Source organism: Sorangium sp. So ce363 (assembly GCF_051520435.1).
GTDB classification, from domain to species: Bacteria; Myxococcota_A; Polyangia; order Polyangiales; family Polyangiaceae; genus Sorangium; species Sorangium cellulosum_B.
The window spans coordinates 5,012,380-5,030,647 of record NZ_CP150333.1; the positions used below are offsets into that span (position 1 = coordinate 5,012,380).

An 18,268-nucleotide genomic window follows, 5' to 3' on the forward strand; every position below is an offset into this window, starting at 1 on the left:
GCGGCGCGCGCGACGTGAGAGGGCGGATCTGGGCCATCCTAACAGAAGGCGGCCCGCCGCCGAACAGTGAGGCGGCGCGTCGAGAGCGGCGGGGGCTCCTCCGACGTGGCCTCCGACACGGGGACGCGGCGGCGGGCGATCGCCGCTCGATCGAGCGCGCGGCCGAGGAAAACCTCCCCAGGAGGAGGGCGAAACTGGGTAGGCTTACGGGGGCGCTGTCGCGTACGGCGCGATCTGTCTGGAGGAGCCGCGATGACTTTCCCCGCCTTGCCCTGGATGTCCCGCCACCTCGCGCACGCCGGCGCCGCGCGACGCGGGCTCTTGCCGCTGATCGCGGGCCTGCTCACGCTCGTGGCGCTCGTGCCCCGGCCGGCGAGCGCGACGCCGTGGGACACGGACAACGACGAGGTCGCGAACGGCGTCGACAACTGCCCTGGGGTCAGCAACCCGAGCCAGTACAATGGCGATGGCGACGCTCAGGGCGACGCTTGCGACAATGACGATGACAACGACGGCACCCCGGATGACGCCGATCTCGACGACGATGGCGATGGGATAGCGGACACTGCCGACAGGTGTCCGACGATTCCCACGCCCATGGCAGCGGATCCGGACTTCGACGACGACCGCGATGGCGTGCCGGATGTCTGCGACAACTGCGACACGTCCAGCAACGAGGACCAGCTCGACAGCGATAGCGACGGGCGGGGGAACATCTGCGAGACCGACAACGACGCGGATGGCGACACCGACTTCAACGACAACTGTCTCAACGTCTCGAACGCCAGCCAGGCCAATGCCGATAGCGACAACTACGGCGACGCCTGCGACAACTGCCCCACCGCACACAACAACGATCAGCGGGACAGGGACAACGATGGCGTCGGAGACGACTGCGACAACTGCGCAAACGCCCCGAACACCGATCAGCACAACCCTGACGGCGACCTCTTCGGCGACGTCTGCGACAACTGTCCTGACATGGCCAACAACAACCAGGCGGACACCGACGGCGATACGATCGGCAACGCCTGCGACAACTGCCAGAACCGCGCGAACGAGAACCAGGCGGACGGCGATGACGACGGGGTCGGCGACACGTGCGACAACTGCCCTGGCACGCCCAACGGCCTCCAGGAGGACACGGATGGCGATGGGGTCGGCGACGCGTGCGACAACTGCCTGAGCCGCGCGAACGCGAACCAGGCGAACGGGGACAGCGACGCGTTCGGCAACGCGTGCGACAACTGCCCTGCCACGTCGAACCCGAGCCAGTCGGACAGCGACCTCGATGGGGTCGGCGATGCGTGCGACAACTGCATGGAGCGCGCGAACGACCAGCAGAACGAGGACGGCGACGCCTTCGGAAACGCGTGCGACCTCTGCCCGTACGTCGCGACCCTGACCCAGGTCGACACCGACGGCGACGGCTTCGGCGACGATTGCGACAACTGCCCGCGCCTCATCACCGCGAACCAGGCCGACGGCGACAATGACAACGTCGGCAATGCTTGCGACAACTGCCCCGAGGTCGCCAACACGACCCAGGTCGACAGCGACGGCGACGGCTTCGGCAACGCCTGCGACAACTGCGCCAGCATCGCCAACGCCGGCCAGCTCGACGATGACCACGATGGAGTCGGCAACGTCTGCGACAATTGCCCTGCGACGCCGAACAGGCCCAGCGGGACGAGCGAGCAGGACGACAGCGATGGGGACCAGATAGGCGACGCATGCGACAACTGCCCGACCACGGCGAACGCGAACCAGACGAACACCGACGCTGCCACCGGCGACACGCGGGGCGACGCGTGCGATGACGACGACGACGCCGACGGCGTGCTCGACACCACCGACAACTGCCCGACCGAGCCGAACACGAGCCAGCGCAACACGGACCGGAACCTGCCCGGCGGCGACACGCTGGGCGACGCGTGCGACAACGACGACGACGCCGACGGCGTGCCCGACGCCACCGACAACTGTCCGCTCCAGCGCAACGTGGATCAGACGAACACGGACGAGGACCTGACCGACGGCGACGGGTTCGGCGACGCCTGCGACGACGACGACGACGCCGACGGCGTGCCCGACGTGAACGACAACTGCATCACGACGCCGAACAGCGCCCAGGCCAACACGGATCTGAACCTTGCGAGCGGCGATGCGCTGGGCGACGCGTGCGACAACGACGACGACGCCGACGGCGTGCTCGACGCCGCCGACAACTGCCAGTTCGCGCCGAACAGCACCCAGATCAACACCGACCTGAGCCTCGCGGGCGGTGACGCGCAGGGCGACGCGTGCGACAACGACGACGACGCGGACGGGGTGCCGGACGGCGGCGACAACTGCCGCACCACGCCGAACCCGGGGCAGGAGAACAACCCGAAGAACGGGCCCGACGACGCGCTCGGTGACGAGTGCGACGATGACGACGACAACGACCGCGTCCTCGACGCAGATGACAACTGCGGATACGACATCAACACCAACCAGCTCGATACCGACGGCGATAGCGACGGGGACGTCTGCGACGACGACGACGACAACGACCTCCTCACGGATGCAGAGGAGGCGGCGCTCCGGACCGACCCGACGAGCGTCGACTCCGACGGGGACACCATCGGCGACTTCGAGGAGGTGTTGAACCGCGACAATCCTGCCGATCCGACCAACAACACCGACGATGACGCGTTCATCGACGCCGTGGACCCCGACAGCGACGGCGACGAGGTGCTCGATTCCGAAGAGGCCGGGGATGCTCTGCTGAACACGCCGGCGACCGACACAGACGGCGATGGGACCCCGGATTACCGGGACACCGACGCGGACGAAGATGAGGTGCTCGACGGCGACGACAACTGCCGCCTCATGGCGAACCCGCCGCCCGCGCCGGGCGAGCCACAGGTCGACACCGATGGCGACGGCAAGGGTGACGTGTGCGACGGCGACTCGGACAACGACGGCACGCTCGACGTCGACGACAACTGCCCGAGCCTGGCGAACGCCGGCCAGCAAGACGCCGACGGCGACGGCGACGGCGACGCGTGCGATCCTGACGGCGATCCGGACGCTGACGGGGTGATCAACGAGGACGACAACTGCGATTTCGCGGCGAACCCGCCGCCTGCGCCGGGCGAGCCGCAGGCCGACATCGACGGCGACGGCCTCGGCGATCCCTGCGATGATGACGCCGACGGCGACTCGATCCCTGACGCGGACGACAATTGCCCGCAGATCGTGAATGCCGATCAGGCAGACGCCGACGACGACCGCCACGGCGACGTCTGCGACAACTGCCCGAGCTTGGCGAACGCCGGGCAGGAAGACGCGAACGGGGATGATCTCGGCGATGCCTGCGATCCCGACGGCGACGGGGTGGTGACCGACACCGACAACTGCCCGAGCGTGGCGAACCCCGAACAGACCGACACCGACGAGGACGGCCAGGGTGACGCCTGCGAGCCGCCGGATCCGACCGGCAGCGGCGGCGGCGGAGGGGCCGGCGGAGCGGGCGGCGCTGGCGGCATGGGCGGCGCTGGCGGTGAGGCCGCGACGACGACTGCGACCAGCGGCGGCGCGACGTCGCCAGATTTCCAAGGCGGCTGCGACTGCCGCATGGGACGTGCACCGATGTCCCGGGAGGCGTGGGGGATGCTGCTGATCCTCGCCGCCGTGCTCCGGCGGCGAGGCCGGCTGCAACCGCGACGGGCGGCATGAATCCACGCCGCGGAAACTGGGCTCTGGCGACCACCTGAGAGCTACGCCCGGCGAGCGCGGTGGCTCCTCGTCGACGCAGCCGTCCGATATCGTCAATCTTGGATAGCGAGGCGCAGATTCGTGTGATACGGGCCTCAGCCGCCAGGCAGGCGAGTGAGGCGTACGAAAGTACGCCTCAGCGAGCCGAACGACGCGGATGAGCCCGCGGCGCACGGAGATGCGCCCCGCCATAACGGAGCTTCAAGGAGGACCCTCATGCAGGCATCTCGGTGGATCGCGGTGTGGATGGCGATGGGCGCGCTCGTCATCGCCGGTACGGGCGCGGGATGCGGAGGTGACGACGCCACGGGGGACGCGACGACCTCGAGCTCGACGACGACCACCACCACGGGTGAGGGCAGCACGAGCAGCGTTGGGACGGGCGGCGCTGGCGGCGAGGGCGCGGGCGGCTCCGGCGGCGCGGGAACAGGCGGCTCCGGCGGTGCGGGAACAGGCGGCTCCGGCGGTGCGGGAACGGGCGGCGCCGGCGGGACGGGAACGGGCGGCGCGGGAGCGGGCGGCTCCGGCGGCGCGGGAGCAGGCGGCACGTCGGGCGAGAGCTTCAATTTCACCCTCCGCGGCACCGGTTACGTTCCCGCCTACACCGCTGGTGACATGGTCTACGTGGCCGTCGTCGCTGCCGGCGACGCCGCGCCGGCCCTGAGCGCGTCGGACGCGATCGAGGCCGACGGCACGTTCAGCGTGACGGGGCAGATACCCGGCGACAAAGCGTACAAGATGCACTGGTACGTGGACCTTTCACAGAATGGGACTTGCGACGCGGCTCCCACGGATCACGTCTGGACACAGGACATCCCCACCGTCACGGCGGATATCACGCGCAGCGTCGTTCCCAACAGCGCCTTCGGCGACTGTCCGTGACGCGCCGCGCTCGGCCATTCCATAGCCGTTGATCGTCCCTGGCGCGGCGCGCCCTCCGCGCGCCGTCGTCCTGTGGCCAGAATCGTGGCCACGTCGAACGCGGCGCGAGCGGGTCGCAGACCGTCTCCTGGACCTCGCCCAGGATCGCCGCGGCCAGGGAAAAAATGCGGATGTTGCCCCCCGCCACGCGCCCCCGCTATCGTGCCCGGCCGATGAGGCATTCCTCCGTCGCAGCGGTCGCGTCCACGGCCGTCCTCATGACGCTCGCCGGCGCCTCGCGAGGTCAATCCACCGGCGGCTTCTCCCTGGATCGGTTCGAGCCGGCGCCCGCTGGAGACGCCTTCTTCGGCGTGCCTTCTCCGGCCGCTCCCGGCCACCTCGCGCCGCGCGCCTACGTGATGCTCGATTACGCCCACCGCCCCATCCACACCAGCGGTGAGACCCCCGTCGACCTCGTCTCCTCGCAGACGTTCCTCCGCCTCGACGCCTCGCTCGCGCTCTGGGATCGCCTCCTGCTCTCGATCGACGCACCCCTCGCCGTCGCGCAAGGGGGCGACGACCCGGGCATCCCCGGCGTCGAGTTCACCGAGCTGACGGCGCCCGAGCTCGGCGACCTGCGCTTCGGCGCGCGCGTCCGCCTGCTCGGGGAAGACGCAGGCCCGCTCCAGCTCGGGATCGGCGGCTACCTGTTCGCGCCCACCGGCTCGCCGGCGCAGTACACCGGCGACGCCGAGGCTCGCGGCGCCGTCCACGCGAGCCTCGGCGGGCGCGTCGGCTCGGCGGGCTCGTCGCTCGGGTTCCTGTGGAGCGCGAGCGGCGGCGTCGAGCTCGGGGGCGGCCCCAACCGGCCGCAGCTGTTCACGTTCGGCGGCGCAGCCGGGCTCCTGATCGCCGGCGATCTCCTCCAGCTCGGCGCCGAGGCGTACGGCGGGGCGCCGCTCGGCGAGGAGCTCCTGCTCTCGAGCACGCCGGTGCAGCGCGACGAGGCGAGCGTCAACGCCGAGCTGCTCTTCGGCGCCAAGCTGCGCGTCCTCGACGGCCTCACGTTCGGCGCCGCGGTCGGCCCGGGCCTCACGAGCGCCATCGGCACACCGCCGGTCCGCGCGGTCGGCATGGTCGGCTGGACGCCGCTCCCGAAGCCGGCCCCGGATCGCGCCCAGGCCGCCGCCGTCGCGGGCGACAAGGACGACGACGGCATCAACGACGACATCGACGCGTGCCCCGACGTGAAGGGCGATCCTTCACCCGATCGCGCGAAGGACGGATGTCCTCCGGCGGATCGCGACGGGGACGCGGTGCTCGACATCGACGACGCGTGCCCGAGCACCCCGGGCGCCCGCAGCGCCGACGCCACGGAGAACGGCTGCCCCGAGGACTCGGACGACGACGGCTTCCACGACGGCATCGACGCCTGCCCCAGCGTGCGCGGCGGGGCGAGCGACGACCCGAAGAAGGTCGGCTGCCCTGGCGACGCGGACGGCGACGGCATCGCCGACGCTTCGGACGCCTGCCCCAAGGTCAAGGGGCCGGCGAACCGTGACCCGAAGCAGAACGGCTGCCCGGACGATCCGGATGGAGACGGCGTGCGCGGCACCGCGGACGCCTGCCCGAACGAGCGGGGGCCCTCCGATCCTGATCCACGACAGAACGGCTGCCCCAGGTTCGTTCGTGTCAACGCCGACGAGATCAAGACGTCCAAGCCGGTGCAGTTCGTCGTCTACGGCAAGTCGCGCGCCGAGACGGTCGATCCCATCTCCGACGAGATCCTGTACGAGGTGCGCGACGCCATCCAGCAGAACCCGGACATCGAGCTCGTCGAGGTGCAAGGCCACACCGACGACAACGGGACCGAGGAATACAACCTCCGCCTGTCGCAGCAGCGCGCGGACGCGGTCCTCTCGTGGCTCGTGGCCGCCGGGGTTCCGAGGGAGAAGCTCGTCGCCAAGGGCTACGGCTTCGAGCAGCCGGTCGGGGACAACCGCGTCAAGACAGGGCGCCAGAAGAACCGCCGCGTGCAGTTCGTGATCGTCAAGCGCAAGGGAAAGCCCTAGCGAGCAAGCGCCGGCGTCGTGGCGCAACACGCTCGACCACGAGCGACATAACGCCCAAGACACCACAAATCCCGACAGCCGCCCGGACGCGCAGACGCCGATACCTCGCAGTCCAGGGCGATCGCAGCGCCGCGGCACGTCATGCTGCGCCGCGCCCGCATGCGCCTCCGCCACCGCCCGACCCCTGGCCGTGACCGTTCCCTGACGGCCGTGGACGGGCGAGTGTGTCACCTTATCGAATGCTCCATACGGTGGCGATCTCAGATATCCATCTTTGCGAGCTCGAGCCGGGTGACGGCCTGTGGATGCGCTACCGTCAGGCTCCTTACTCCCCCGACAGCGAGGTCGCGGCGATGCTGGACGCGCTCCGGGACGAGATGAGGCAGGGCGCGGCGCGCGGCGCCGAGCGTGATGAGCTCACGCTCGTGCTCAACGGCGATGTGTTCGACTTCGATGCGCCGCGCGTGATCGACCAGCAGAGCGTCTTTCACGATCTCCCCCGCAGCGCCGAGCACGCGGTCCCTGCGATGAAGGCGATCCTCGCGGACCACCCGGTGTTCATCGAGGCGCTCGGTCGCGTCGTCGCGGACGGGCACACCGTCGTGTTCATCTCCGGCAACCACGACGTCCAGCTCACGTTGCCCGAGGTGCGCGACCTGGTCCGGGCCCGCGTCGTCGATGCGGCGCTCGCCGCGCTGGCCGACGCGCCGCTCTCCAGCGCCGCGCGCGCGGCGCTCGGCGCGCGCGTCGTGTTTCGCGCGTGGTTCCACAAGACGCCCGACGGCATCATCGTGGAGCACGGCAACCAGTACGACGCGTATTGCAGCTACCGCTACCCGATGGTCCCGTTCGGGCGTAAACCCGGCGAGATCCAGCCCACCATGGGCTCGCTCGTGTGCCGGCTGCTCGTGTCGCGGATGGGCTACTTCAACCCGCACGTGGACGCCTCGTTCATGCTGTCCGCGTTCGGGTACCTCGCGCACTGGGCGCGTTACTACATGTTCTCCAGCCGCTCGCTCGCGGGCGCGTGGGCGCTCGGCGCGCTCCGCACGCTCGTCGAGCTCGTGCGCCGGCGCGAGCCGGAGAGGCGCGCTCGCCTGCGCGAGTGCCTCGCCGCCGCGGCGCAGGAGACGGGCGCCCCGCTCCGCGCCGTGGCCCGTCACGCCCGCCTGTTCGCACCCCCGGCGGAGGATCGGCTGGGGCTCGTCGCGCGCGAGCTGTGGCTCGACCGGGCCGCGCTGGCGCTGCTCGCGGTCGCGGTGGCGCTCGTGTGGCTGGTGCTCGCTCCGCTCTGGCTCGCGCCGGGGGCGCTCGTCGCGCCGGCGGCGCTCATCGTCTACGAGCGCCTCGTGCCGAAGCTCCCGCTCGACGCGACGTGGCAGCGCGTCAGTCGCGCCGCGCGCCACGTCGCCCGCGCCCATCGCGCCAGAGCGGTCGTCTTCGGCCACACGCACACGCCCGAGGGCACCTGGGAGGGCGGGCTGTTCTTCGGCAATACCGGCTCGTGGTCCGCCGCCTTCGAGGACGTGGCCTGCACCAAGCCGGTCTTCGCCGCGCGCCCCCTGGTCTGGCTGAGGTCCGAGCCGGGGGCGGGCAGCGCCGCGCGCCTCTCGGGAGGCCTCGTGACCTGGAAGAACGGCCGCTTCGAGGCCCTCACGGCCAGCGTCCCGCCCCCTGCCGGGCAGCGCAGCGAGCCGCACGGCGCCCATCCGCCTCTCCAGTCGCCAGCGACCGCCGCGCTGCGCACGTGACGCGCGTCACGCACGTCACGCACGTGCCCGAGCAGGCCGGCGCTCTTCACTCGAATTGAGCTCCTTCCTGACTTGCGCGAGGCGTCCCGCCGCTGGATGCTCCCGGCACGACACGCGTCCCGCTGACGAGGAAGCTCTGTGAACCCCCCGCTCCACATCGAAGCCGCCGGTGACAGCCACGTTGGCCACCAGCGCGAGCACAACGAGGACAGCTTCGCGGTCGATCTGGATCTCGGCCTCTTCGTCGTCGCGGACGGCATCGGCGGCGCCGCCGGTGGGGAGGTCGCGTCACGGATGGCGGTCGACATCGTGCGCTCGTTCTGCAAGGACGGCGAGGGCGAGATCACCCAGCCGACGGGGTACGACGAGGAGGTGACGCCCCTCGAGCTGCGCCTGGTCTCGTCCATCTGGCGCGCCAACGAGCGCATCTTCGAGGTCGGGCAGCGCGACCCGCTCTGCTACGGCATGGGGACGACGTTCGCGGGCGTCTACGTCGACGGGAGCTCGGCGTGCATCGCGCACGTCGGCGACAGCCGCGTCTACCGTTACCGAAGGCGCCGGCTCGAGCGGCTCACCGAGGATCACTCGCTCTGGAACGAGCACCTGAACAGCGGCGAGCAGCTGCCTGACGATGTGGATCCGCTGCTCGCCCGCAACGTCGTGACGCGCGCGCTCGGGATGGGCAAGACGGTCGACGTGGCCACGCGCGTCGAGCGGCCCGAGGCCGGAGATCTCCTGCTGATCTGCTCGGACGGGCTCTCGGGCCCGGTCCCTGAGCTGGAGATCGCCGAGCTGCTCGCGCAGGAGAGCGACCTCGCCGCGACGGCGCGGTCCCTCATCGACCGCGCCAACCAGCACGGCGGCCCCGACAACGTCACGTGCGTGCTCGTGCGGTGGAACGCCGGCGGCTGACGCGGCCGAGCGCGCCGCGCCGGAGCGGGGTGCTGCTTCGTGGGATACGGGCTGCCGAACGACGCGGATGAGCCAGTAGCGCACGAAGATGCGCCCCGCTCTACGGGAGCGTCTTGATCCGGAGCAGATCGGCGGACCTTGTCATGTCGCTGGCGAGCGTGCCCGGGGTCGCGTCGTCGCTCTCGTGCTCCACGAGCGAGAACAGCTTCCCGAACGGCGTTGCGAGCTGCTCGTCGGTCGGCTCCGCCTCGCTCCACCCCTCCGGAAGCGGCGGCAGCGCGTCGCCTTCGATCGCGTCGTACGCGCTCGACAGCCGCTCGAAGCCGTCGCGCACCGCCTTGTCGACCTCCGCGCCTTCGGCGCCCTTGGTCAGGATCCACGGCTGGAAGGCCTCGTAGGTCGCCACGCCGGCCGCGACGTTCGCGCGCATGTCGGCGAGCGTGTACTGGGCGTAGCGCGACTCCTCCTCTCCGGTCGCCGCCTTGCTGGTCTTCTCCACCTGCTCCGCGATGGAGGCGATGACCCCGCGGTAGGCGGACGGCGCGTCGAGCGCGAGCGAGCCGAAATCCGATTGCATCTTCGCCGCGTCGGCCGCGAGGCGCGCGCAGAGCGCGTCCTTGAACGAAGCGGCCTCGGCCTCGGTGGCAGGGAAGGCAGCCTCGCTGTAGTTATCGAGCTCAGACTCGAAGGCGAGGACGGGCTCCGGGATCGCGTCGGCCCAGAGGATGCGCTCGATGGCGTGCACGCCGGTCACCCCCTCACCGTCGAAGAGGTTGTCGTCGGCCTCGACCTCGATGAACGCGTCGTAGCGGGCATCCGTCGAGTAGTCGAGATCCGGAAAGACGACCGCGATGGCTCCTTCGATGCTCTCGTAGGCTTGCCGTGCCTTCTTCCACTCGGCCTTCATGGCATCGACGGCCTCCTTGTCGCTCGCCGCGCTCCACCCGTCGGCGTCCGGCGCGGGCGCGGCCGCCTGGAGCGCGGCCGTGGCGGCGGCGAACTGGTCGATGTTGCCCTGGATGAAGGTCTTCACGTCGGACACGGCCTGCTGCTCGTACTCCGCGTCGGTGAGCAGCGTCTCGTTGTCGCTTCCACACGCAGGAAGCGAGAGGGCGGCGGCGGCGATGGCCAGACCGGACCGCAAGCGGGCGGGGATGTGCATGATGTTGAGCTCCTTGTCACCGCTCGCGTTGGACGAGCGCGCGATGTGGATTGGTGCGTGTGCGTCTCGGTGGACGTCGATCAGAGCGAGCGCACGAAGTCAATCAGGGCCCCCCGATCCTCGTAGGAGAGCGCGCGGAACGCGGCGACCGAAGCGGCGGCCTCCGAGCCGGGGCCGTCGTGGAGCAAGATGGCCTGCTCGATGGTCCTGGCGCGGCCGTCGTGGAGGTACGAGGTGCTGTGGCGCACGCCGATGAGCGGCGCCGTCCGCCAGGCGACGGAGCTGGCCGACTCGTCGGCCAGCCCGTCGGCGAGATCAGGGCCGAGGTCGTGCAGGAGGAAATCCGTGTAGACCGGAGCGTCGATGTCCGCGAGCTGCGCGATCGGGTAGTCGGCGCGCGTCCTCAGCGAGGGGACATGGCAGGCGGCGCAGTCGGCCTCGGCGAAGAGCGCCTGGCCGCGCGCGTCGGCGGGCGCGCGCCTCGGGATCTCGAGCAAGCGCATGTAGTCGGCGACGGCGTTCACCGTGTCGAGGACCACGTCCTCGCCCGGCTTGGCGTCGTCCGTGAGCCCGTCGGGGTTCGGCAGCTCGTCCGGCCGGAGCGGCGAGGTGATGCCCATGTCGCCCTGGTAGGCGTCGGCCGTGAAGTCGTCGAGCGTGGCGACCCGCGCCTTGAACCCGAAGCGGCCGATGAGGTTCTCGTCGCCCTCGACGAAGGCGTTGAACGACTCGTCCCCGCTCTTCTTCGAGTGGAACACCACGCGGTTGATGCGCCCGCGGATGGCGTCGCCGCGCGCGGCCTGCTCGGCCGCGACCCGCTCGATCTCGGCGTCGTCGACCGCCTCCATGTAGCCGCGCCCGAACACCGGCGGGCCGAGGCGCTTCGAGACCTTGATCGTCGCCTCGGTCTCGGGCTGCGAGAGCGTCGTCGCCCCCCCGACGGCGTAGGGCCGCAACGTGTGTCCGTAGGGGAGCCCCCCCTGATCCGCCGCCGGCGTCACGCCGTCGTCCTCGACGAGCGCCATCTTCTGGACCGCGCCCGGGCCGCGCGCGGCGCCGTCGTGACAGCCGGCGCACGCCGCGCGGATGTAGAGCGGCCCGAGGCCATCGCGCTCGCGAAAGACGAAATCGAAGAGCGCGTCGCCGTCCTTGAACCGAGCTACCTGCTCCGCAGAAGCGTCGTGCAGCGGGATGTCGGTGAGGTCATCGCCGATCAGCGTGATGCCAGCCAGAGGATCGTCGGGAGCGGACTCCGAGCCGCAACCCACATTGAAGACCAGCGGGAGCGCAAGAAACAGGGCAAATCGTGACATGTCGTCGACCGGAACCGTAGCCGTAAATGAAAGTCAGCGTCAATAACCCACGGCGGCGCGCTCGCCGGGCTGGTGTGCAGGATCGCGCATGGGCGGATCCCACCTCCTTGCGAAGCGTGGCGGAGGCTCGGGCGTTACACTGCCCGAGCCGGCGCGGACGGGCTCACGCTGGAGGACAGCGGATGAAGCAGCGAGATGACGAGCGGCGCGCGGCCTCGAAGGCCCTCCGGGACGGACTGCGGGAGATCGAGCGGAACGAGGAGCGCCGCGCGGCTCACGAGGAGCTCAGCGCCGGCTGGCTCCGGTACATGGGCCCCGGCTACGGCAACGACATCTGCTCGATGTGCGGCGCGCTCCTCGACAGGGGAACGGCCTACATGCACTGCGCGCCCTGCCTGGCGACGCGCGGGATCGACGAGCAGGCGCTGCGCGGCGTGTGCGCGCAGGCGATGGCGGAGGACTGGCCGTTCCAGGATCGCCGGCTCGACGGCGGGCGCTGGGCGCGCGCGCTGATCGCGTTCTGGCGGAATCACGTCGATCCGATCGAGTCGAAGGCGATCCCGTACCGGAACAACACGCTCGAGTCTTCCTTCTACTACATGAAGCGACGCCTCACCGAGGCGGGGGTCGCGGACATCTGGACGGTGCCTGACGAGAGCCAGCGTGGGCTCGATCCTGCGATGGTCGTGCGGGCCCGGGGCGGCGCGCTGGCGATCGGCGTCACCACCCAGCGGCGCATCGCGACGGCCGACGAGGGCGCGCACGCGCACATCGCGCTGTTCGACGAGTTCCTCCACCTCGCGGGCGCGCGGGAGGGCTTCCTGGTGGTCGAGAAGCTGAGCCGACGTGCGCGGCGCGACACGCCCGTTCGGGAGATCGTGGTGACCACCGCCGAGGGACGGCGCGTGACGCAGCTCCGCTGCATGCAGGAGGATCGGAGTTGGCCCGCGCCGGCGGCGCCGGCGTAGAGCCGGGCGCTGTCGCGGCGCGGACCTCACGCCGCGCTACTGCCGGAAACGCTGCTCGATATCGTAGATCTCTGCCGCCACGCCGTCGGCTCCGTCATGGGTTCGGCTGGCCCCGCGCCCTCCGATCCCGGCCTCACCCAGCTCGATGGTCGTGTTCATGAGCGAAGGCTCGATGCCCGCGTACGCGATGGCGATCGAGTGGCCGCCGAGCCCGCCGCCGCCCTGGCCGCCCTGGCCGCCCCGGCCACCGCGACCGCCAGGGCAGGCGGCGTTCAGCCCCGTGGCCTCGCCTCGGGTCCCGGCTGCCCCGTGGTCGCCGCCCTCGCCGCCCGGCTGGCCCTCGCCCCCAGCGCCGCCATTGCCGCCGCGGCCGGTCTTCAGGACCACGTCGTTCAAGTCGATGGACGCGCTCCCCACGAAGAGGGCGATGCTCACCCCGCCGGCGCCTCCGCCGCGGCCGCCGAGCCCCCCGCACCCGCCCGCGCCCCCGGCGCCTCCGCCAGCGCCGGCCGCAGAGGCCTCGAAAGGGCACATCTGCGCGCCGGTGCCGCCCTTCGCGCCGCCGCCTCCTCCGCCGCCCTGGCCCCGCCTGCCCGGCGTCCCGTCGCCAGCGAGCGGGCCGGTATACCCATCCAGGAACAGATCGCCGAAGCCCGTCGCACCGGCGCCCGGACTCCCGTCCACCCCGTCCGCGCCCTCCTGCCCCGCGGTGCAGCGCAGGGTGCTGGTCTCGCCCTTGCCGCCGTTCATCACGTCGCTCGGAACCCCGCTGCTTCCATCCCCCCCGGACTCCAGGCCACCCGTCCCTCCCGTGCCGCCGCGCGAGTCGTCGGATCGATCGTCGGGCGTACCGCAGGTGTTGTTCACGGGGAGCCCGCCGGTGACCGTCGTGGCCGAGCACGCGGCGTTGCCGAAGTTGCCGGTCATCCCTTTCTCGGCAGCGCCGTCCACGAACGCCCCGCCGCTGGCCCCCGGCGCCCCGTCGCCCGCCTCGAGGATGCACCGCGTGAAATCGACAGGGACCCCGGAGCTGTTCGCGGCGATCGCCGATCGGCCTGCCAGCTCGGTGTGGGTCACCGGGATCGAGCGCGCGATCACGTGGAGATCCTCGATCACCGCCGCGCCTTCGCCGTTGTCGAACGAGAGCGGCGTCTCGCCTTCGGGAGCGGTGAGCGTGGTCTTCTTCTTGTCGCCTATCCAGCGCCAGCGGTCGTCGCAGTCGAGCCCGCCGAAGAGCCTGTGTCCCCCCGGCACGATCACCGCCTCATCGAACGTCTGGGCGCAGAGATAGATGCGCCTTCCGTTGTCCGGGGAGAGCTGGAGCGCCTCCGAGATCGTCCTCAGGGGCGCCCTCTGGATCCCCGCGTTGGCGTCGTCCCCCAGGGAGCTCGAGACCCACACCCCGCACTTCGAGGGGACCGTCTCGTGCTTGCTCGGAGTGCAGGCCTCGTCGGACAGCTCGTCTTCGAGGTTCCCTATCCCGATGATATCATCCGGCTGCTCGAAGCAGCCGCTCAACGCCATCGCGACCGGAATGAACCCCACTACCCGTGCATCAACCTTGAATCGAATCCTCATACTATTCCTATTCCGGTCAGCCCTGCGCGTTTTCCAAGCAAAGCGACCTGCGCGTGCCGCCCGGCGCGATCGCCACGCCTGCCCCGTCACGCGCGCGCTCGTTGGCGGGCGCGGGCGTCGCCCGGGTGGGGGAGGGGTCACCCGGACGGGGAGGAGACGAGGGCCGCGGCGTGCGTGAGCGCGCGGCCGCCGCGCGCCGGCAGGCGCGCGGCGTGTCGGCTCAGTTGCCTCCCGTTGCCCCCAGTTGCCCATCGCCGGGTATTCCGTGCGAACATCGGCCCATGAGCGCGAAGCTGGGGGATCTCGTGCGCGAGCTGATCGAGGCCGGCGGCGGCGAGCCGATCGAAGGCGGTCGCTTCCTGCCGCTCGTCACGCTGGAGTCCGGCGCCCGGGTGGGACTGGACGGCTCGGGCGCCTGGGTCTTCGCGCCCGAAGGCGGCGGGGCGGCTCAGGCCATCGCGCCGGAGCGCGGGCGGGCCTTCTTCGAGGTGCTGGAAACGAAGCGGGACGACTTCGACGCGAGCATCGAGGCGGCGGCGAAGGCCGCGGGCCTGCCCCCCGAGGAGGTGGCCTTCTCGTTCCCCGCGGCCGACGTCGTCCGCGCGGTGCTCGCGAGAGGCTTGCCGAGCATGACGCGGCTCGCGCTCTCGTGGCTCCGGTTGACGGAGGTCCGCGCGCTCCGCGCCGAGATCATGGCCGTCTCGCGCGACCCGACGATGCCCGTGCCCGTCCGGGACCTGGCGGAGCGGCTCACGGTCCCCGCGTGAGCCCGCGCCGCGCCCCCGCCCGGAGGCGGGGCCGGCGCGGGGAGGGAGGTCAGACGGTCGCGAACGCGTCGGCCGGGATGTCGAGCGCGGACGAGTCCTCGCGCCCGAGGATCTCGGCCGAGAACTTCGCGTGCGGCAGCACGTTGGCCGCGAAGTAGAGGGCAGCGTGCTTCTTGCCCTCGTAGAAGGCGCGGTCCTTCGCGCCGGCGTCGCCGGCCGGGAGGCCCTCCATCGCCTTGAGCGCGATGACCGCGCCGTCGAGCAGGAGCCAGCCGATCGCGAGCTCGCTCATCATCTCGAGGAAGCGGTTCGCCGCGAGCGGCACCATCGGCATCTTGCCCATCTGGAACCACGAGAGCAGCCGCATCGCGGTGCCGGCGACGGCCTCGTGCGCCTCGCGGAGCTCCTTGATGCTCGCGGCGAGGACGGGGTGCTTCTCGTTGGCCTTCACGAACTCGGCCACGTCGTTCAGGAAGGCCTGCAGGTTGACCCCGCCGCCCTGGCCGAGCTTCCGCCCGACGAGGTCCATCGCCTGGATGTGGTTCGTGCCCTCGTAGATCGAGAAGACCTTCGCGTCGCGGCAGTACTGCTCGACCGGGTAATCCTTCGTGTACCCGGCGCCGCCGAAGGTCTGGATCGCCGTCTCGCAGACGCGGAACGCCTGGTCGGACGAGTAGGCCTTCACGAGCGGCACGAGCAGGTCGACCTGGCCCTGGTTGTAGGCGGCCGCGCGGTCGTCCTTGCCCTGGTAGACGGCGACCGCGTCCTGGTGGCGCGCGAGCTTGATGATGAGCGCGCGGATGCCCTCCACGCGGCTCTTCATGTCGAGCAGCATCCGCCGCACGTCCGGGTGATCGATGACCGGCACGCGCGGCGCCGTCGCGTCCTTCCACTGGAGGATCGACGAGCCCTGCTTGCGATCCTTCGCGTACTCGAGCGCGTTCAGGTACGCCGAGGACGCGACCGACACGCCCTGCAGGCCCACGGAGATGCGCGCGCCGTTCATCATCCGGAACATCTGCGGCATGCCCTGGTGCTCGACGGTGCCGACGAGCTCCCCGAGGCAGGCGTCGCTCTCGCCGAAGTTGAGCACGCACGTCGACGACCCGTTGATGCCCATCTTGTGCTCGATGTTGCCGACGACGACGTCGTTCGGCGCGCCGAGCGAGCCGTCGTCGTTCACCCGGACCTTGGGCACGACGAAGAGGCTGAGCCCCTTCGTGCCGGGGGGCGCGCCCTCGACGCGGGCGAGCACGAGGTGCACCACGTTCTCGGTGAGGTCCTGATCGCCGCCGGAGATGAAGATCTTCGTGCCGCGGATGAGGTACTTGCCGTCCTTCTGCTTCACCGCGCTCGTCCGCGACGAGCCGACGTCCGACCCGGCCTGGGGCTCGGTCAGGCACATCGTCCCGCTCCACTGCCCGCCGTACATCCGCTTCAAGAAGAGGTCGCGCTGCCTCGGCGTCCCGAAGTGCTCGATCACCTCGGCCGCGCCGTACGTCAGCCCGGGGTACATGTTGAGCGCCGCGTTCGCGCCGCAAAGGAACTCCTCCACCACCGTGTAGAGCGTGAAGGGACCGCCCTGACCGTCGTAGGTGGGCGAGACCGAGACCGACTTCCACCCGGCCTCATACAGCTTGTCCCAGGCGTCCTTGAACCCCGGCGGGGTCTTGACCTGCCCCTCCTCGATGCGACAGCCGACCCGATCGCCGACCGCGTTGAGCGGGCCGAAGACATCGCACGCGAACTTGTACGCCTCGTCGACGACCATCCCGACCTCGTCGCGCCCCCACGCGTCGTAGGGCGCGCTGCCGAGCAGCTCGTCCAGGCGGAATTGCTCGAAGAGGAGGAAGCGGATCTCGCGGAGGTCGGCCTTGTAGCGGTTCTGGTGGGTTTGAGCGTTCGACATGGGAGACCTCCTCGTTGCCGCGGCAGGGAGGCGCTGGCAGCCGGTTCCCTTCCCGGTCTTCCGCGCAGCTGCGGCATAGTTCTGCATTCGCCTAGCATGTCGCCGCGGCGCGTCAACAACCGTCCGCAACATGTGAAGAATCTCGTGGAGATCCGTGAAGATCGGGGCATCCGAGGCGGGTCCTCGGCGGGGCTCCCGCGCCGGGATCCACGGCGTTGAACTGGCGAGCGGCGCGGCGTAGGCTCGCTCGCGATCGACCATGTCCGACCCGGCTTACATCACGCCCAGCGGGGCCAGGAGGCTGTCCGAAGAGCTCGCGCGGCTCCGCTCCGTGGAGCGGCCTCGCGTCGTCCAGGAGGTCGCCGACGCGGCGGCGCAGGGCGACCGCTCCGAGAACGCCGAGTACATCTACGGCAAGAAGAAGCTGCGCGAGATCGACCGGCGGATGCACTACCTGACCAAGCGGCTGGAGAAGGCCGTCGTGGTCGATCCGTCCGAGCAGCGCGGCGACAAGGTCTTCTTCGGCGCGACGGTCGAGATCGAGGGCGAGGACGGCGCGCGCCACACGTACCAGATCGTGGGCGAGGACGAGATCGACAGCGCGGCAGGACGCATCAGCTGGCGCTCTCCGGTCGGCCGGTCGCTCCTCGGCAAGCGGGCGGGGGATGTGATCACGGTGCGCCGCCCGGCGGGCGAGGCGGAGATGGAGCTCATCTCGGTGCGTTACGGCTGAGCGCCGCGCAGGCGCCAGGGCCAGAGAAGGAGACGGGAATCGGCATGAGGATCTTGCACACGATGCTCCGGGTCGGCGATCTCGAGCGCTCGATCGGCTTCTACAGGGACGTGCTCGGGATGCAGCTCCTGTCGCGGCAGGACTACCCGGAGGGCAAGTTCACGCTCTGCTTCCTCGGCTACGGGAAGAACCCCGAGCACGCCGAGCTCGAGCTCACGCACAACTGGGGCGTGGACAAATACGAGCTCGGCACGGCGTACGGGCACATCGCGCTCGGGGTCGACGACATCCGCGGGGCCTGCGACCGCATCCGGGCGGCGGGCGGGAAGATCACGCGCGAGCCGGGCCCGATGAAGCACGGCAAGACCGTGATCGCGTTCGTCGAGGATCCGGACGGCTACAAGGTCGAGCTCATTGAGGAGTCGAGCCGGAGCCGGTAGCCGGAGCCCCGACTCGAGGCCGGCGAGGCGCGTCGAGGCA

At 70.7% G+C, this 18,268-nt stretch carries 13 protein-coding genes; 9 read left to right on the top strand and 4 right to left on the bottom strand.

All coding sequences use genetic code 11. The annotated features are described in order from the left end of the window. Positions 1-252 precede the first annotated feature (252 nt). From WMF12_RS19030 to WMF12_RS19050, 5 genes are all read left to right on the top strand, one after another. Complete coding sequence (locus WMF12_RS19030) at positions 253-3,723, top strand: thrombospondin type 3 repeat-containing protein (protein ID WP_437872989.1); 3,471 nt, start codon at positions 253-255, stop codon at positions 3,721-3,723. 255 nt (positions 3,724-3,978) lie between these two features. After that, positions 3,979-4,644 (top strand): hypothetical protein, encoded by a 666-nt coding sequence (locus tag WMF12_RS19035; protein ID WP_437872990.1) that lies wholly within the window; start codon positions 3,979-3,981, stop codon positions 4,642-4,644. A gap of 212 nt (positions 4,645-4,856) precedes the next feature. Next, on the top strand, positions 4,857-6,695 hold the full coding sequence (locus tag WMF12_RS19040; protein ID WP_437872991.1) for an OmpA family protein: 1,839 nt from the start codon (positions 4,857-4,859) through the stop codon (positions 6,693-6,695). Between the two features lie 251 nt (positions 6,696-6,946). Then, positions 6,947-8,446, top strand: coding sequence for a hypothetical protein (locus WMF12_RS19045; protein ID WP_437872992.1), 1,500 nt, complete (start codon positions 6,947-6,949; stop codon positions 8,444-8,446). A gap of 138 nt (positions 8,447-8,584) precedes the next feature. Further along, positions 8,585-9,358 carry a PP2C family protein-serine/threonine phosphatase gene (locus WMF12_RS19050; protein WP_437872993.1) on the top strand — a complete coding sequence of 258 codons (774 nt, stop codon included), beginning with the start codon at positions 8,585-8,587 and terminating at the stop codon, positions 9,356-9,358. A gap of 100 nt (positions 9,359-9,458) precedes the next feature. Here the strand turns inward: WMF12_RS19050 and WMF12_RS19055 are convergent, their stop codons facing one another. Together WMF12_RS19055 and WMF12_RS19060 are read right to left on the bottom strand one after the other, a co-directional pair. Further along, entirely contained in the window at positions 9,459-10,520 is a 1,062-nt protein-coding gene (locus WMF12_RS19055) for an EfeM/EfeO family lipoprotein (RefSeq protein ID WP_437872994.1), read from the bottom strand. A gap of 80 nt (positions 10,521-10,600) precedes the next feature. After that, positions 10,601-11,833: a di-heme oxidoredictase family protein gene (locus tag WMF12_RS19060; protein WP_437872995.1), complete on the bottom strand. Its 1,233-nt coding sequence runs from the start codon at positions 11,831-11,833 to the stop codon at positions 10,601-10,603. 182 nt (positions 11,834-12,015) lie between these two features. Between WMF12_RS19060 and WMF12_RS19065 the strand changes: the two genes are divergently transcribed. Then, the gene (locus WMF12_RS19065; RefSeq protein ID WP_437767675.1) at positions 12,016-12,801 is read left to right on the top strand and encodes a hypothetical protein; all 786 of its coding nucleotides are present in this window, start codon (positions 12,016-12,018) and stop codon (positions 12,799-12,801) included. Between the two features lie 36 nt (positions 12,802-12,837). On the opposite strand, the gene WMF12_RS19070 is transcribed toward WMF12_RS19065, so the two are convergent. Beyond that, positions 12,838-14,379, bottom strand: coding sequence for a PGRS family protein (locus tag WMF12_RS19070; RefSeq protein WP_437872996.1), 1,542 nt, complete (start codon positions 14,377-14,379; stop codon positions 12,838-12,840). A gap of 281 nt (positions 14,380-14,660) precedes the next feature. Here WMF12_RS19070 and WMF12_RS19075 point away from each other — a divergent pair, with 281 nt between their 5' ends. After that, the gene (locus tag WMF12_RS19075) at positions 14,661-15,146 is read left to right on the top strand and encodes a hypothetical protein (protein ID WP_437872997.1); all 486 of its coding nucleotides are present in this window, start codon (positions 14,661-14,663) and stop codon (positions 15,144-15,146) included. 49 nt (positions 15,147-15,195) lie between these two features. On the opposite strand, the gene WMF12_RS19080 is transcribed toward WMF12_RS19075, so the two are convergent. After that, positions 15,196-17,055, bottom strand: coding sequence for an acyl-CoA dehydrogenase (locus tag WMF12_RS19080; RefSeq protein WP_437747076.1), 1,860 nt, complete (start codon positions 17,053-17,055; stop codon positions 15,196-15,198). A 259-nt stretch (positions 17,056-17,314) separates the two neighbouring features. On the opposite strand from WMF12_RS19080, the gene greB reads away from it, so the two are divergent. After that, positions 17,315-17,788 carry a transcription elongation factor GreB gene (gene greB / locus WMF12_RS19085; protein ID WP_437747077.1) on the top strand — a complete coding sequence of 158 codons (474 nt, stop codon included), beginning with the start codon at positions 17,315-17,317 and terminating at the stop codon, positions 17,786-17,788. A gap of 44 nt (positions 17,789-17,832) precedes the next feature. Continuing rightward, positions 17,833-18,228 (top strand): lactoylglutathione lyase, encoded by a 396-nt coding sequence (gene gloA, locus WMF12_RS19090; RefSeq protein WP_437718537.1) that lies wholly within the window; start codon positions 17,833-17,835, stop codon positions 18,226-18,228. Positions 18,229-18,268: the final 40 nt, after the last annotated feature.

Coding starts and splice junctions, on each gene's coding strand:
- WMF12_RS19065 (WP_437767675.1), top strand. CDS start 12,016: ATGAAGCAGCGAGATGACGAGCGGCGCGCGGCCTCGAAGGCCCTCCGG.
- gloA (WP_437718537.1), top strand. CDS start 17,833: ATGAGGATCTTGCACACGATGCTCCGGGTCGGCGATCTCGAGCGCTCG.
- WMF12_RS19035 (WP_437872990.1), top strand. CDS start 3,979: ATGCAGGCATCTCGGTGGATCGCGGTGTGGATGGCGATGGGCGCGCTC.
- greB (WP_437747077.1), top strand. CDS start 17,315: ATGTCCGACCCGGCTTACATCACGCCCAGCGGGGCCAGGAGGCTGTCC.
- WMF12_RS19030 (WP_437872989.1), top strand. CDS start 253: ATGACTTTCCCCGCCTTGCCCTGGATGTCCCGCCACCTCGCGCACGCC.
- WMF12_RS19055 (WP_437872994.1), bottom strand. CDS start 10,520: ATGCACATCCCCGCCCGCTTGCGGTCCGGTCTGGCCATCGCCGCCGCC.
- WMF12_RS19060 (WP_437872995.1), bottom strand. CDS start 11,833: ATGTCACGATTTGCCCTGTTTCTTGCGCTCCCGCTGGTCTTCAATGTG.
- WMF12_RS19080 (WP_437747076.1), bottom strand. CDS start 17,055: ATGTCGAACGCTCAAACCCACCAGAACCGCTACAAGGCCGACCTCCGC.
- WMF12_RS19075 (WP_437872997.1), top strand. CDS start 14,661: ATGAGCGCGAAGCTGGGGGATCTCGTGCGCGAGCTGATCGAGGCCGGC.
- WMF12_RS19070 (WP_437872996.1), bottom strand. CDS start 14,379: ATGAGGATTCGATTCAAGGTTGATGCACGGGTAGTGGGGTTCATTCCG.
- WMF12_RS19040 (WP_437872991.1), top strand. CDS start 4,857: ATGAGGCATTCCTCCGTCGCAGCGGTCGCGTCCACGGCCGTCCTCATG.